The sequence below is a fragment of the Pseudomonas sp. LBUM1658 genome, from assembly GCF_059716055.1.
Genome location: NZ_CP166798.1, coordinates 2992483 through 3007715 on the forward strand (window position 1 = coordinate 2992483; position 15233 = coordinate 3007715).

Annotated in this window: 12 protein-coding genes; 3 read left to right on the plus strand and 9 right to left on the minus strand. The window is 53.8% G+C overall.

The genetic code is table 11. The features are described from left to right. Positions 1-99 precede the first annotated feature (99 nt). The 3 genes from mapR to ACA064_RS13750 form a co-directional block, all read right to left on the minus strand. Positions 100-1509: a GntR family transcriptional regulator MpaR gene (gene mapR, locus ACA064_RS13740; RefSeq protein WP_150641841.1), complete on the minus strand. Its 1410-nt coding sequence runs from the start codon at positions 1507-1509 to the stop codon at positions 100-102. Between the two features lie 252 nt (positions 1510-1761). Further along, complete coding sequence (gene ccoG / locus ACA064_RS13745) at positions 1762-3174, minus strand: cytochrome c oxidase accessory protein CcoG (protein ID WP_497673830.1); 1413 nt, start codon at positions 3172-3174, stop codon at positions 1762-1764. A gap of 207 nt (positions 3175-3381) precedes the next feature. Further along, positions 3382-3615, minus strand: a complete 234-nt coding sequence (locus tag ACA064_RS13750; RefSeq protein WP_497673831.1) for a DUF3203 family protein — start codon at positions 3613-3615, stop codon at positions 3382-3384. 149 nt (positions 3616-3764) lie between these two features. Here ACA064_RS13750 and ACA064_RS13755 point away from each other — a divergent pair, with 149 nt between their 5' ends. Then, positions 3765-4262 (plus strand): MgtC/SapB family protein, encoded by a 498-nt coding sequence (locus tag ACA064_RS13755; RefSeq protein WP_497673832.1) that lies wholly within the window; start codon positions 3765-3767, stop codon positions 4260-4262. Here the strand turns inward: ACA064_RS13755 and ACA064_RS13760 are convergent. The 6 genes from ACA064_RS13760 to ACA064_RS13785 form a co-directional block, all read right to left on the minus strand. Then, positions 4234-4971 carry an ABC transporter ATP-binding protein gene (locus tag ACA064_RS13760; protein ID WP_497673833.1) on the minus strand — a complete coding sequence of 246 codons (738 nt, stop codon included), beginning with the start codon at positions 4969-4971 and terminating at the stop codon, positions 4234-4236. The genes ACA064_RS13755 and ACA064_RS13760 overlap by 29 nt on opposite strands. Then, positions 4971-5714, minus strand: coding sequence for an ABC transporter permease (locus ACA064_RS13765; RefSeq protein WP_497673834.1), 744 nt, complete (start codon positions 5712-5714; stop codon positions 4971-4973). Before ACA064_RS13765 ends, ACA064_RS13760 begins: the two co-directional genes overlap by 1 nt. Positions 5715-5724: 10 nt before the next feature. Beyond that, positions 5725-6921: a YcaO-like family protein gene (locus tag ACA064_RS13770; RefSeq protein WP_497673835.1), complete on the minus strand. Its 1197-nt coding sequence runs from the start codon at positions 6919-6921 to the stop codon at positions 5725-5727. Then, entirely contained in the window at positions 6908-7711 is an 804-nt protein-coding gene (locus ACA064_RS13775; RefSeq protein WP_497673836.1) for a SagB/ThcOx family dehydrogenase, read from the minus strand. The genes ACA064_RS13770 and ACA064_RS13775 overlap by 14 nt, the downstream gene beginning before the upstream one ends. Continuing rightward, positions 7708-8568: an McbB family protein gene (locus ACA064_RS13780; RefSeq protein WP_497673837.1), complete on the minus strand. Its 861-nt coding sequence runs from the start codon at positions 8566-8568 to the stop codon at positions 7708-7710. The genes ACA064_RS13775 and ACA064_RS13780 overlap by 4 nt, the downstream gene beginning before the upstream one ends. 720 nt (positions 8569-9288) lie before the next feature. After that, positions 9289-9450, minus strand: a complete 162-nt coding sequence (locus ACA064_RS13785; protein ID WP_497673838.1) for a hypothetical protein — start codon at positions 9448-9450, stop codon at positions 9289-9291. A 213-nt stretch (positions 9451-9663) separates the two neighbouring features. On the opposite strand from ACA064_RS13785, the gene ACA064_RS13790 reads away from it, so the two are divergent. After that, positions 9664-11661: an alpha-1,4-glucan--maltose-1-phosphate maltosyltransferase gene (locus tag ACA064_RS13790; protein WP_497673839.1), complete on the plus strand. Its 1998-nt coding sequence runs from the start codon at positions 9664-9666 to the stop codon at positions 11659-11661. A gap of 230 nt (positions 11662-11891) precedes the next feature. Further along, positions 11892-15233 carry a maltose alpha-D-glucosyltransferase gene (gene treS, locus ACA064_RS13795; RefSeq protein ID WP_497673840.1) on the plus strand — a complete coding sequence of 1114 codons (3342 nt, stop codon included), beginning with the start codon at positions 11892-11894 and terminating at the stop codon, positions 15231-15233.

Consider the following 15233-nt stretch of genomic DNA (forward strand, 5'->3'; position numbering starts at 1 on the left):
TCGCAGCCTTCGGCAGCTCCAGGTTTTGCGTACGCCCGTTATCTTGTGGGTGTATAGGGCTTGTGTAGGAGCTGGCGCAGGCTGCGATCTTTTTGCTGTTTAGAACGACCGCACAATCCGCCCCAAGGTCTCCATGGCCTTTTCCGCCGCCTCGTTCCACGGGCTGCCATAATTCAATCGAATGCAATTCCTGAAGCGCCGGGTCGGTGAAAAAATCGGCCCAGGCGCAATGCTGATGCCTTGGGCCAGCGCCATCTGGAACAACTTCAACGAATCCATCTGCTCCGGCAATTCCAGCCACAGGAAGTAGCCGCCGGCCGGTTGGCTGACGCGGGTCTGAGCTGGAAAATAACGGGCGATGGCGGCGAGCATGGCGCTTTGCTGTTCTTCCAGGGCGTAGCGCAGTTTACGCAGGTGGCGGTCGTAACCGCCGTGTTGCAGGTAGTCGGCGATGGCGGCCTGGGCCGGCATCGAGGCGCAGAGTGAGGTCATCAACTTCAGACGCTCGATTTTCTGCGCATAGCGCCCGGCGGCGACCCAGCCGATGCGGTAACCGGGGGCCAGGCTTTTGGCGAAGGAGCCGCAGTGCATCACCAGACCTTCGGTGTCGAACGCCTTGGCCGGTTTCGGTGCCTGTTGGCCGTAGTAGAGTTCGGCGTAGACATCGTCCTCGATCAGCGGCACTTGATGGCGGCGCAACAACTCCACCAGTTCCTGTTTCTTGGCTTCGGGCATGGTCGCGCCCATCGGGTTCTGGAAGCTGGTCATGCACCAGCAGGCCTTGATCGGGTGGCGTTCGAGGGTTTGTGCCAATACACCAAGGTCAATGCCATCGCGTGGATGCACCGGGATTTCCACTGCTTTGAGCTTGAGGCGCTCCAACACTTGCAAACAGGCATAGAACGCCGGGGCTTCAATGGCCACCAGATCGCCGGGTTCGGTCACCGCCTGCAGGCACAGATTCAGGGCCTCGAGGGCGCCATTGGTGATCAGCAACTCTTCCATCGGCAGCATCAGGCCGCCGACCATGTAGCGCAGGGCGATTTGCCGACGCAATTGCGGGTTGCCCGGCGACATGTCAGTGACCACCATGCGCGGGTCCATGTCGCGGCTGGCGCTGGCCAGAGAGCGGGCCAGGCGCTGCAGCGGGAACAGCGTCGGGCTGGGGAAGGCCGAGCCGAACGGCACGGTGCTCGGGTCCTTGATCGAGTCGAGGACCGAGAACACCAGTTCGCTGACGTCGACTTCGGTGGATTCGCTGACCTGGCTGCTGATCACCGGCTCCGAGAACGGGCTCGGCGCGTGGGTGTTGACGAAGTAACCGGAACGCGGCCGGGCGCGAATCAGGCCGCGGCGTTCCAGCAGGTAATAGGCCTGGAACACCGTGGACGGGCTGACCCCGTAAGTCTGGCTGGCGTAGCGCACCGACGGCACGCGCTGGCCAGGGCCGAGCACCCCGGAGCGAATCAGTTCAGCGATGTCATCGGCGAATTTTTCGTAGCGTTTCATCTAATGCCCGGTTTGATTCATTCAAGTTATTTGGCGCGGTCGAAGCAGCCAAAGATCGCAGCCTGCGGCAGCTCCTACGCCGAATCGGGGCCCCATTGATCGCAGGTCGTACACAAATCGAATCGGTGCGCCATTGATTGCAGGTCGTACACAAATCCGTAGGAGCTGCCGCAGGCTGCGATCTTTGTCGGGGCCAACACCATTGCCTGACTTGCACGTAACAGCCTCAAGAGCGCTCGCCATCTTAAAGCCTCACCGATTCATCGGCGCAACAAACCGGCTTTTCGCCACGCTGTAGATCTCAGACTCGTCGCTGTCGACAACCTTGAAGCTGATGCTCTGCGAGCTGCTGCCTGGCCGTTCGGTGGTCATCGCCACCGACACCGGCACGTCGACAATCTCACCCGGCGCCAGGCTCAACTCGGTCTTGCCCTGCAGCTGGAAGCCATCGCCGTCGACCAGTTCCAGGCGGTACTGCTGGCGCTGTTGGGTCTTGTTGATGACCTTGAGGCTATAGATGTTTTCGATCTGCCCCTGACTGTTCTCGCGGAACAGCCCACGGTCCTTGCTCACATCCAGAGACACCATCGGCCGCTCTACCAGTGCCAGGGCCAGGGCGCCGATCATCACCAGCAGCACCGCCGTGTAGCCGATCAGCCGTGGTCTCAGCAAATGGGTCTTGCCACCCTGCAGTTCATGCTCCGAGGTATAGCTGACCAGCCCGCGGGCGTAGCCCATTTTGTCCATGATCGAATCGCAGGCATCGATACAGGCCGCGCAACCGATGCATTCCATCTGCAAGCCGTCGCGGATGTCGATGCCGGTCGGGCAGACCTGCACGCAGAGTTGGCAGTCAATGCAATCACCGAGGCCGACTTCAGCCGGTGCTACGTCACGTTTGCGCGGACCACGGTTTTCGCCGCGGGCCACGTCGTAGGAGATGGTCAGGGTGTCCTTGTCGAACATCACGCTCTGGAAGCGTGCGTAGGGGCACATGTGCATGCACACCGCTTCGCGCAACCAGCCGGCGTTGATGTAGGTGGCCCCGGTAAAGAACAGCACCCAGAACAAGCTGACGCCACCCATCTGCAAGGTCAGTAGCTCGTTGGCCAGCGGGCGGATCGGGGTGAAGTAACCGACAAAGGTCAAGCCGGTGAGCAGGCTGATGGCCAGCCACAGGGTATGTTTGGCCGAGCGGCGCATCAGCTTGTTCGGGCCCCAGGGTGCGGCTTGCAGCTTGATTCGCTGGTTTCGCTCGCCTTCTGTGACCTTTTCGCACCACATGAACAGCCAGGTAAAGGAACTCTGTGGGCAGGTGTAGCCACACCAGACCCGGCCTGCGAACACGGTGATCGCGAACAGACCGAACGCGCAGATGATCAGCAGCGCCGAGAGCAGGATGAAATCCTGCGGCCAGAACGTCGCGCCGAAGATGTGGAACTTGCTTTCCGACAGGTCCCAGAGCACGGCCTGACGGCCGCCCCAGTTCAGCCAGACGGTGCCGAAAAACGCCAGGAACAAAAAGCCCGCGCCGCTCAACCGCAAGTTGCGGAACAAACCGCTGAAGCTGCGTGTGTGGATCAGGTTGTCGCTGGATTTGGCCTTCATCTTTGGACGCGAAGGCTCGAATGTTTCTACTAATCGGACGGGGATTTTATCGCTCATGGTATTTCGCTCATCAGCCTCCATCAGGCCGATGCACTATGACCAGTGATCTGTTTGCATAACAGACTCAGGTAGGGGAATAAAAAGCGGATCAGATGCACCTCGGCACCCTGCCTGCGACAACTTGCTGCACCCCTTGGCGACCCTTTGCTTACAAGGCGCCAGCGCCTGACACAGACGCTGGCGGATGTCTGTGATCTGCGTCAGTCAAATCACCGAACCACGGTCAGTGGCCTTCAAATGCCTGCGCCCGTCGGCGGCACCTGCTACGGTCAATGCGTCGGCTTCTGCTTCGGTGATGTATACGCGACCGCCGTTGAGCTCGACCGCCGACATGGCCACTTCCGGATCGGTGATGACCGTCACCTCGGCGGCGGGGCGTTGTTCCTGCACCTCGTCGGTTTCGAAGAAACAGGTCTGGTTTTCGATGCGCACAGTCATGGTGTTGTCCTTTTTGTCAGGGATTTGAGCATTAGGTTTCAGCGGTTGACCATCGTTCTGAACAGCCGATTAATGGTCATTACGCCCCCGACGCACGTCTGCCCACGGCCGCTGTCCATCGCATATCGACCGAAAAGAAGGACAGCACCATGAACGCCTGGTGGCATGAAGTTTGGGTGACGTTACAAGCCGAGTTCGCCGATATCGGCGATGCCAGTCAAATGACCAGAATCACCGTGCGCCTGCTGATGGCCGCCGTTCTCGGCGGCATTCTCGGCTTCGAACGCGAACAAAAGGGCAAGGCTGCCGGCGTTCGCACCCACATGCTGGTGGCGCTGGGCGCGGCCTTGTTCGTGCTGGTGCCACAAATGTCCGGCTCCCAGGCCGATGCCATGAGTCGGGTAGTGCAGGGCGTGATTGCCGGGATCGGCTTCCTCGGCGCCGGGACCATCCTGAAAAACCACGAAGGCGACGAGGGCCACGTCAAAGGCCTGACCACCGCCGCCGGCCTGTGGATGACCGCCGCCATCGGCGTCTCGGCCGGTCTGGGCCGAGAGGCGACGGCGGTGCTCAGTACCTTGTTGGCGCTGCTGATACTGAGTGTGATGCCAATGGTGGTCAAGTTGCTGGAGAAGGATGAGCCGTAAAGACGGGTTCAGAGGCCGCGCGAATAAACGCCTCGTCCAGCGTGTTTGCGCCGTAACGGTTCATGAATTCTTCGCCTGAGTTGAATGGTTTGAATTGCTTTTGGCTGATCATGTAAAAATTGTCGCAGTTGTTTGCAACTTCTTCGATATTGTGTGATGACACTAGAATTGCCGTACCTTCTTTAGCGGCTCCCCGCAGGCATTGCCAGATGTAATGCCTGAATTCAGGATCAACCCCGGCGGTGGGTTCGTCCAGAATCACCAGCTCCGCTTCAACGGCCAGCAATGAAAGAGTAAAGAACCAGCGCTTCTCGCCGTAGCTACATACGGCAGATTTCTTCTTCCAGATTTCCTGATAGCGCTCAACAATTTCAGGGCTCCAGGTACTGAGCTTTTTCAAGGCCTGTTCCTGAGTTATGTTGGTCGATGAGCAAAGTAATGTAGTCATTGTAAAAACATCGAACATGCGCAGCACGGGAGGAGTCATGACCGTTTGCGAAAGATAAAGCTGGCTGCTGAAATCATTGAAAATCTCTCCTTTTTTCGCTTTACTAAGCCCGCAGATGATATCGAAGAACGTGGTTTTACCGGAGCCATTAGGGCCCAATAAACCTGTGATGGATCCGGGTGTGACCTGGATGGAAGCATCATTGAATATTGTTTTATCAGAATATCCAAAGCAAAGAGATTTGGCTTTCAGGGCGCTCATTAATAACGACTCCATACTGGATTAATGCGTAAGAAACGCAGCGATAGCAAGAAGGCTCCAACAAAAATGATAAAAGTGCTGGATATCAATATTCCGTGTTTTGAAAAACCCCCGATCATAATTTGATTGGCGAGCCATAAAGGGTTGAAGGTGTTTATAAAGTCTATCGCTGCGTGAGGTTGACGGGTACTCAGTATGCCTAATACCAGCATGATGAATGAGGCTACAGAAAAAATAGTATTAGCGTTTTGAAAGTTTATTGGTAGTAAGGTTAATAAGATTCCTAGCATGCTGAATAGTAAATAGCAGATGTAGAAGCGGCTGAGGATGATCAGGAAATCAGATGGCTCAAATGATCCGAAAGAAAAATATGTTAGAAAATAAAATACTGAACAATATATTGAAGATATCAAAGAATACGCAAAAAACTGTGCCAAAAGAAATATGCACTTGGCTCCGGGAGTGTAAATAAACGACCTTATGAAGCCGCTTTCTCTCCTTCCAATAATGTAAAAGGCAAAGCCAAAAAAAGCGACGCTGGAAGAGATATAAGCATAGAACCATGAAGTGCTCTCAATGTAGCTGATTCCAAAGGAGTAGGTTTCACCTCTGGAATAGGCAAGCAAATAAAATATCGCTGCTGGGGAAATAATGATCCAAAAAAGCGCGATAGGTTCTTTGAATTGCTCTTTTATAAATAATAGGGCGAGCGCAAAAGAGCGGGGCAATGTACGAGTATACATAGTTCACCTTTTATGGGAATGGGACCATTATTTTTCTTCGAACGGGAAGAATCTGGCCGATGAAGCTTTCAGAGTATTTGTTACAGATATTTATATTTCTTGAGTTGTTCATATGCAAAAATAAGTCAGGGGATACGTATTTGCAGAAAAAATAAGAAGCATTGTCTATAGTTGTCATTTTTGTGTAAAGGTAACCATCAATCTGTTGAGTTTTCAGTGTGGATAATAAACCCGATAAACTGAAGTCCAGCATAGGGGATGAGCTTTTAGTGTTGGATGGTTTGATGGAAGTTATCTCTTGAAAGGTGTCATAGGAATTACAGTTCAGGAAGTGTCTTAAGTACGGATCTTTGATCTCCGTGTCATCACTGTTAGTTGCCCTGAATAGGTCTATAAATCTATAGGTTTGCCATAATTCATATATTGATTTTTCCAGTGCCATGCTACGTGTTTCTGAATAGGACATCCCTGCGCAATATTGGATGTGGCGTTTCTTGTTTTTTTGGTCGTAAACGGTTAATAAGCACTTGCCGGGATAGTTTGAGTCTGATATGTCAATGACGGTAACCTCACCTGATTGATGAAGTGCGTTGTATAATTGTCGAGAACCACTGGCGTTCAGTTCCGTTTCTATTTCATGATGATCCAAGATGTGCGAGCATTGTTTGGTGAGCCAGAATTTTGTAAGAAACTGTCTCTCCAAGTGTTCTTTTACAGATCCCAAGAGTGCATGCTCTGCGCTCCAGTGAAAGCTGCAACCGCATGTGTCGCGCAATGGGTATATTGAGTTCTCGCTTTCAATTCCAAAGAAATCTAGGGATATACATGCAGACGGTATGTGGCAGTTTGAAAAATCTGATGTACGGCAAACTTTAGTTAGATTAAATGCATGAGTTTCAAGTTGGCCGATGGTCAAGCTGTTGTTGTTGGTTTGAGAGAAAGCATAAATGAATTTGTCAGATTCTTCCTTCGTAAGTGAGTGGTCGATACGCCCGACTAAGTCAGGCATGATCTCCATGTAAAAATGCCGTCTTTCAAAATACTCACCTAATGCCGTTTTTAAGGCGGACGAACCGCTTCCTATGCCGGATCCACCATTGGACCAAGGGTCGTCTACCTCAACAGAGGAAGGGAAGGATAGTACACAGGCTGGCTGGCAAATCAGCGCGCCAGGCAACGCTGAGTGGTGGGGGTTATATAGGTTCATGCTGTTCACCAATGAAGTGCACGCACATCGGAAAAAAAAGAGTAGGATTCAGACCTATTGCCTTACTAAGCATCGTGTCCGTATAGGCCGACCATAATCTACACCGCAAGCCAAGTTTTTTTGCTTGCAATTCAATGAGCATGTAAATGGAACCTGCTTCCATTAACGCGAGTCGATAGCCTCGATATCGGTACTTGAAAAGCGTTTTTGGCAGGTAGGCCGCATAAACTATTGCTATGCTAGGTTCGCCGATATTTCCGGGAGCGGATAAAATTGCCTGTTTTAGCTCTTCAATTATCTGCGTGCCCTGTACAATTTCAAATTTCCCTGAGTTTGGTAGTAAGTGCACGATTTTTTCTAGGCAAGGCCAGCTTTCATCATTGTCCATTAGCGAGCAGATAAAGATTTCAGTAGGATATAATGCTCCGCCACTTGGATAGCCGCGTTTATGGCTATCTTTTTTCTTGGAAAGTAGCGGGTGCACCAGTTTTTCAATTCTGGAGAAGTCAATATTAGCCCGCGAAAATCTTTCACCTGATTCATTACGACAAAAAATGCTGGCCGCGTCAGCGTCGCAATGAATAGGGAATGTTAAGTCCATGTCTGGGTATAGCCTGAGTTCATTCCCCGTCAGTTGTGTGAGTTGATGATCATTAATATTATGTAGGTAAGTGGAATGCTTGAATGCATCATGAATTGTATAGTTTCCTTTGGTGTGGAACTCTAGAACGTCCTCATATACGGTAGGGTCTAGGAATTTTAGATAGTAATCATGGGGTATATGCTTCATTTTAGTAGTCTCAGGCAGTCACACATGTACCAATGGGAAGCCGAAACATCCGTAATGACTCCATTATTAAAGTCAATATAGGTTGCTTGAAGAATGTTGTCTTGGTAGCGATGACAATCATTGACATGTGTCATTAATTTTATTTTTTGAATCAATGACCCTACTACCATGGATTCCTGCAAAGTACTTAATGGTTTGGTGGGGATTGCTATATGTCTGCTTTTGCAAAATTTGAGAAGTTTTGACCAGGTGTTTTTACTATTTTGTTGGCTTTCATAGTTAATGAGTCTGTCTATGCTGCAAAAATGACACGGGTTTCCGATCTTTGGGAGGTAGGGTTGACTTATGCTATAGGCATTTCCCGAATGATGGCAAACGCTGATGGCACTTTCAGGTGCGGCATCTACCAGGTCGAAGTAAATTTTTTTTATGAGTTCGTAGTTGTAATGCACGCACAACATGACAATGTAGTATTTTTTATTCGATACGATCTCTTCAAGGGAGTCTGAGATTTTGTAAAACTCTAACGGTGTATTGATTTCGCTTCTTAATAGTTGCTCCAGATCAATTTTTCCACTCCAGTCATGCACGACGATAGTTTTTTCGAAATAATCATTGTCTATGGCCTCCCTGATGGTGATGACTTTTTCTAAAAAATCATAAGTGCTTTCCGGATTAAGTCCGTGGTCTGATAGTATTTCATTGAATTTCAATTTTGTAATATTGTCATATTTTTTTAATTTGATAAGTGCTTCTAGTAATGAAGGTGAGCTTATTTTTGATATGCCCCGTTCCGAAATTATAAGGTTGTCGGAAGGGAAGTTGAGTATTTCATAGTTGTGTATGTTAAGTTTCATGGAGTTCCTTTCCAAGGTTTTTCTGGCAAATGCCAGAAAAACCTTTATAGATGTTGTTATTGATCGCTTTCGAGAGATGAGTGGTTGGTTATAGCGTTACCTCCAGACCCACCAGAGCCGCCACTCCCACCTTTACAGCCTCCACCGCCCCCACATCCGCCGCTACCTCCGCAGCCGCCTTGACTACCGGAACCTCCGGCTATATGTGGGCATGAGCCAAAATCAAACTCATCGCTGAAGTTGAAAAGAACATCACCAAGATCTTCATTTTTCATTGTTGATCTCCTGCTGTTGAAAGAATCGTCACTTGTATTAAGTGACGTTGCTAGGTTTAGTTGTTTGTGGCTTCAACTGCAAGTAGGTGGATTTTTCTGTGTAGGAAATTTCATTCAGCATTGAGGGAAGGATCGCGCAAAAAAGCTGGATCATTCTTATTCGTTGTTTTGTGGGTTGTGAAAATAAAATGTTGCGAGGCGTTTTTAAAACTCTTTGAAAAACTTGGTTTTAGTTGTCATTAATATGAAATATATCAAAATATCGCTGATCAATATGCGTCTGTAGGACCAAGTAGGTCATTTCTCTTTTTTGTGTGCGTTTTATTTTCAATGCGACTTGTTTTTTTATAAAAAAGGCGACGAACGGTAGCCTCAATTGACGAAAATCGGCCGCTTCAAGAAGCGACCTCAAGCACGCCTGCCATGAACTGACACTACTCTTGCATCAAGCCTTGACCGGCGGCTCCTCGCTCGGAGGGTCGCCTACCGTCGGCGGAATGCCGGGCGGAGTCGGATCCTTCTCCGGAACGGGCGTCGGGTCGGGCGGTGGCAGGGTTGGGTCGTCGATGTTCGGATCAGGTGTTTCAGCTGGAATGGGGATACCCATGGCGTGGCCTCCTTTGTGCTTGATGGAAGGTTGACCATGGGCGGACGACTTTGACTCCCGGGTTTTTTCCCAAGGCATGCCACAGGCAAATCCATCTGAACTTTTGCCCCGGCTTTTGGCTCGGAACCTAAGTGAGTTCATTCAGAGAACACGAGCGCATGTGACATTCGACCAGGCACAAGAGCGTCCATGGGGCGTAAGGAGCGATGCTCGATGATTGCTGAACAACCGACAGAACTTGAGCACAACCCGCAATTACCCTTGCCGCAGGCATTGCTGTTGCCACGGATTGCGATTGAGAGCACCGCGCCGGTGATCGATGGTGGCCAGTTTGCTGTCAAGGCGGTGGTGGACCAGCCGGTGATAGTCACCAGCAAGGTGTTCGCCGATGGCCACGACAAGTTGGCGGTGAAGCTGTGCTGGCGTGGATCGGCTGATGCACAGTGGCACAGCCAGGCCATGACCGATCTGGGCAATAATGGCTGGGAAGGGCAGTTCACTGCGACTGAGCAGGGTCGCTATGGGTTTCGCATCGAAGCCTGGATCGATCAGTTCGGCAGTTTTTGTTACGAGCTGGGCAAGAAACAGATAGCCGGGGTGCCGGTCAGTCTGGAGTTGCAGGAAGGGCGCAGCCACGTGCTGCAGGCCGCTACACGCAGTGAAGGGATGTTGAGCGAGCAGTTGCATGCTTTGCACCATGAACTGTCCGGTTTGCTGGAAGCCGAGCAGGTTGCGCTGTTTTTGCACGAGCGCAGCGCCGAGTTGATGGCGCAGGCCGATCATCGGGCCTTCCTTAGTATCAGCCCTGAATATGCGGTGGACGTTGAGCGTGAACTGGCGCAGTTCGCCAGTTGGTATGAGCTGTTTCCGCGTTCGATCACCGATGACCCAGCGCGCCATGGCACCTTCAATGACGTGCACTCGCGTCTGTCGATGATCCACGACATGGGCTTCGACGTATTGTACTTCCCGCCGATCCACCCGATTGGCAGCAGCTATCGCAAGGGCCCGAATAATTCCCTGACGGCCGGTCCTGATGATCCGGGCAGCCCCTATGCTATCGGCAGTGAGGAGGGCGGGCATGAAGCAATCCATTGCGAATTGGGCACCCGTGAAGACTTCCGCCGGCTGGTGGCCGCCGCGGCTGACCACGGGCTGGAAATCGCCCTGGATTTCGCCATTCAGTGTTCTCAGGATCACCCCTGGCTCAAAGAGCATCCGGGCTGGTTCAACTGGCGGCCGGACGGCAGCATCAAATACGCCGAGAACCCGCCGAAGAAGTATCAGGACATCGTCAACGTCGACTTTTATGCGGTCGATGCCATCCCCGGTCTCTGGCTCGCACTGCGGGATGTTGTCATCGGTTGGGTCGAGGAGGGAGTGAAGATTTTCCGCGTCGACAATCCCCACACCAAACCCTTGCCGTTCTGGCAGTGGTTGATCGCCGATGTGCGGGCGTTGTACCCCGAAGTGATTTTTCTCGCCGAAGCCTTTACCACGCCGGCGATGATGGCGCGGTTGGGCAAGGTCGGCTATTCCCAGAGCTATACCTATTTCACCTGGCGCAATACCAAGACCGAACTGGCGACTTATTTCACCGAGTTGAACGAGTCGCCGTGGCGCGAGTGCTACCGGCCGAATTTCTTCGTCAATACGCCGGACATTAATCCGGGGTTCCTGCATGAGTCGGGGCGCCCCGGTTTCCTCATCCGCGCCGCGCTGGCGACCATGGGTTCCGGGTTATGGGGCATGTACTCAGGCTTCGAGCTATGTGAGTCGGCACCGGTGCCGGGCAAGGAAGAGTATCTGGATTCGGAGAAGTACCAGATTCGTCCACGGGACTTCACCGCGCCGGGCAACATCATTGCCGAGATCGCTCAGCTCAATCGCATTCGCCGACAGAACCCGGCGCTGCACAGTCATCTGGGGCTGAAGGTCTACAACGCCTGGAATGACAACATTCTGTATTTCGGCAAGCGCAGCGCCGATGGCAGCAATTTCATTCTGGTGGCGGTCAGCCTCGATCCAGTCAACGCCCAAGAGGCGAGTTTCGAACTACCGTTGTGGGAGATGGACTTGCCTGACGATGCGCAAACCAGCGGTGAGGACCTGATGACCGGCCATCGCTGGACCTGGTATGGCAAGACCCAGCGGATGCGGATCGAACCCTGGCATCAGCCGTTCGGGATCTGGCGGATAACGGCAATTTGATGCAGGGCAGTTCTTAGTGGAGAGGTTTACCCCTGTGGCGAGGGGGCTTGCCCCCGATCGGCTGCGAAGCAGTCGTGAAACCAGCGGTTGCGGTGTGCCTGAAAGAACAAGGTTTCAGCATTTGGGGCCGCTTCGCACCCCAGCGGGGGCAAGCCCCCTCGCCACAGCAAGCCCCCTCGCCACACAAGTCGCGGCGCTGCTCGCTTTTATGAATTCAACAGGAGTTACAGATGGCGAAGAAACCCAAGTCAGCCGCCTTTATCAAGGATCCGCTCTGGTACAAGGATGCGGTGATTTACCAAGTACACGTTAAGTCTTTTTTCGACTCTAACAATGACGGAATCGGCGACTTTCCTGGCCTGATCGCCAAACTCGATTACATAGCCGATCTGGGCGTGAACACCATCTGGGTATTGCCGTTCTACCCTTCGCCGCGTCGCGACGATGGCTACGACATTGCCGAATACCGTGGCGTGCATGCCGACTACGGGACCATGGCCGACGCCAAGCGGTTTATCGCCGAAGCCCACAAGCGCGGGCTGCGGGTCATCACCGAGCTGGTCATCAACCATACTTCGGACCAGCACCCCTGGTTCCAGCGGGCACGCAAGGCCAAGCCTGGTTCGGCGGCTCGGGATTTCTATGTGTGGTCCGATGACGACCAGAAGTACGACGGCACCCGGATCATTTTTCTCGACACCGAAAAGTCCAACTGGACCTGGGACCCGGTGGCCGGCCAGTACTTCTGGCACCGGTTCTATTCCCACCAGCCGGACCTGAATTTCGACAACCCGCAAGTGATGAAAGCGGTGCTCTCGGTGATGCGCTACTGGCTGGACATGGGCATCGACGGCTTGCGCCTGGACGCGATTCCCTACCTGATCGAGCGCGATGGCACCAACAACGAGAACCTGCCCGAGACCCATCAGGTGCTCAAGCAGATCCGTGCCGAGATCGATGCCAATTACCCGGACCGCATGCTGCTGGCCGAGGCCAATCAATGGCCGGAAGACACTCAGCTGTATTTCGGTGACACCAAGGGTAAGAACGGTGACGAGTGCCACATGGCCTTTCACTTCCCCTTGATGCCGCGCATGTACATGGCACTGGCCCAGGAAGACCGCTTTCCGATCACCGACATCCTGCGCCAGACTCCGGAGATTCCGGCCAACTGCCAGTGGGCGATTTTCCTGCGCAACCACGATGAGCTGACCCTGGAAATGGTCACCGACAAAGAGCGCGACTACCTGTGGAATTACTACGCGGCCGACCGTCGGGCGCGGATCAACCTGGGGATTCGCCGACGCCTGGCGCCCTTGATGGAGCGCGACCGCCGTCGGGTCGAGTTGCTCAACAGTTTGCTGCTGTCGATGCCAGGCACCCCGACCCTGTATTACGGCGATGAAATCGGCATGGGCGACAACATCTACCTCGGTGACCGCGACGGTGTGCGCACGCCGATGCAGTGGTCCATCGACCGTAATGGCGGTTTCTCCCGCGCCGACCCGGCCAGCCTGGTGCTGCCGCCGATCATGGACCCGCTCTACGGTTATCTGTCGGTCAACGTCGAGACCCAGGCGGGCGATCCCCATTCGCTGCTGAACTGGAATCGGCGGATGCTGGCGGTGCGTAAACAGTCCAAGGCGTTTGGCCGCGGTACGCTGAGAATGCTCTCACCGAGCAACCGGCGGATTCTGGCCTATACCCGGGAGTACACCGGTCCTGATGGCAAGCACGAAGTCATTCTCTGCGTGGCCAACGTGTCACGCAGCGCCCAGGCCGCTGAATTGGACCTGTCAACTTACGCCGGGATGGTGCCGGTGGAGATGCTCGGCGGTAACGCCTTCCCGCCGATTGGCCAGCTGAATTTCCTGCTGACCCTGGCGCCTTACGGGTTTTACTGGTTTGTGTTGGCGGCAGAGAACCAGATGCCCAGCTGGCATGTGGAGCCGGCGCAAAGCATCCCGGACTTCACCACCCTGGTGCTGAAAAAGCGCCTCGAAGAATTGCTCGAAGCACCGTCGCGCACCACTCTGGAGCAGACTTCGCTGCCAGCCTGGTTGCCGAATCGCCGTTGGTTCGCCAACAAGGATTCGACTATCGGTCAGGTGCATATCGTCTACGGCGTGCGTTTTGGCGACCCGCAGCATCCGGTGCTGTTCAGCGAGATCGAGGTCACCAGCGACGGTCAGACCAATCGCTATCAATTGCCCTTCGGCTTCCTCGCAGAAGATCAATACAGTGCGGCCTTGCCGCAGCAACTGGCATTGGCCCGGGTCCGGCGTGGACGGCAAGTGGGCTTGATTACCGATGCCTTCAGCCTTGATAGCTTTGTACGGGCGGTTTTGCAGGGTATCCAGGCGCAGACCGTTTTACCGACCAGCGCCGGCGAGATTCGCTTCGAACCCACCGCCGAACTGGCGAAGCTGGGCTTGAACGACGAATCTGAAGTGCGTTATCTGTCGGCCGAACAGTCCAACAGCTCGGTGGTGATCGGCAACAGCCTGGTGTTGAAGTTGATTCGCAAAGTCAGCGCCGGGGTGCACCCGGAACTGGAGATGGGCGCCTATCTGACCACGGCCGGTTTCCTCCATATCTCACCGCTGCTCGGCTCGGTGATCCGCCGCGATGAGCAGGGCGAGGACAACTTGCTGATGATCGCCCAGGGTTACCTGAGCAATCAGGGCGATGCCTGGGAGTGGACGCAGAACAACCTTGAACGGGCGATTCGCGATGAATTGGCCGAGGCGATTTCCGAGCAGGAACAACATTACAACGCCCTCGGCGAATTGAAGGATTTTGCCGGCATGCTGGGTCAGCGTCTGGGCGAGATGCATCAAATACTGGCGGCGCCGACCGACAACCCCGATTTCAGCCCGCAACAGAGTACTCTCAAGGATGCCCAGGCATGGACCCGGCATATCGGCGCGCAACTGGAGCGCGCCTTGCAGATGCTCATGCAGCATAAGGCCGAGTTGCAGCCCGAGGATCAGCTGCTGGTCAGCCATTTGTTGCAACACAAGAAAGCGGTGCTCAGTCATATCCAGGAACTGGCGAAACAGGCCACGGGCGGTTTACGCATTCGCGTCCACGGTGACCTGCATTTGGGCCAGGTGCTGGTGATCAAGGGTGATGCCTACCTGATCGACTTCGAAGGCGAACCGGCGCGGCCATTGCATGAACGTCGGGGCAAGCACAGCCCGTACAAGGATGTCAGCGGTGTGCTGCGCTCATTCGACTATGCGGCGGCGATGGCGCTGAATGTGCAGAATGTCGATGGCTCGGCCCAGGCCCATGCTGCGCGTCAGCGCGTGACCGAGCGCTATGTCATTGAAGCGCGAGGGGCTTTTGTTCAGGCATATCGGCTGGCAACGGCTAGTCTTGCTCATGCATGGCAGGATGCCGAAGGTGAGGACGCCGCGCTGGCGTTGTTCGGCTTGGAAAAAGCGGCTTATGAGGTAGTCTATGAAGCCGATAATCGTCCCACCTGGCTGCCGGTGCCATTGCACGGTTTGTACGGGTTATTGAGTGGGCTAAAACCCTTTTCCGACACAGAGACCAGTGGAGAGTAG

Bases quoted from the DNA above. Each gene is read 5' to 3' on its own strand.
- ACA064_RS13765 (WP_497673834.1), bottom strand. From the start codon at position 5,714: ATGTATACTCGTACATTGCCCCGCTCTTTTGCGCTCGCCCTATTATTT.
- ACA064_RS13750 (WP_497673831.1), bottom strand. From the start codon at position 3,615: ATGACTGTGCGCATCGAAAACCAGACCTGTTTCTTCGAAACCGACGAG.
- ACA064_RS13770 (WP_497673835.1), bottom strand. From the start codon at position 6,921: ATGAACCTATATAACCCCCACCACTCAGCGTTGCCTGGCGCGCTGATT.
- ACA064_RS13755 (WP_497673832.1), top strand. From the start codon at position 3,765: ATGAACGCCTGGTGGCATGAAGTTTGGGTGACGTTACAAGCCGAGTTC.
- mapR (WP_150641841.1), bottom strand. From the start codon at position 1,509: ATGAAACGCTACGAAAAATTCGCCGATGACATCGCTGAACTGATTCGC.
- ACA064_RS13790 (WP_497673839.1), top strand. From the start codon at position 9,664: ATGATTGCTGAACAACCGACAGAACTTGAGCACAACCCGCAATTACCC.
- ACA064_RS13785 (WP_497673838.1), bottom strand. From the start codon at position 9,450: ATGGGTATCCCCATTCCAGCTGAAACACCTGATCCGAACATCGACGAC.
- ACA064_RS13760 (WP_497673833.1), bottom strand. From the start codon at position 4,971: ATGAGCGCCCTGAAAGCCAAATCTCTTTGCTTTGGATATTCTGATAAA.
- treS (WP_497673840.1), top strand. From the start codon at position 11,892: ATGGCGAAGAAACCCAAGTCAGCCGCCTTTATCAAGGATCCGCTCTGG.
- ccoG (WP_497673830.1), bottom strand. From the start codon at position 3,174: ATGAGCGATAAAATCCCCGTCCGATTAGTAGAAACATTCGAGCCTTCG.
- ACA064_RS13775 (WP_497673836.1), bottom strand. From the start codon at position 7,711: ATGAAGCATATACCCCATGATTACTATCTAAAATTCCTAGACCCTACC.
- ACA064_RS13780 (WP_497673837.1), bottom strand. From the start codon at position 8,568: ATGAAACTTAACATACACAACTATGAAATACTCAACTTCCCTTCCGAC.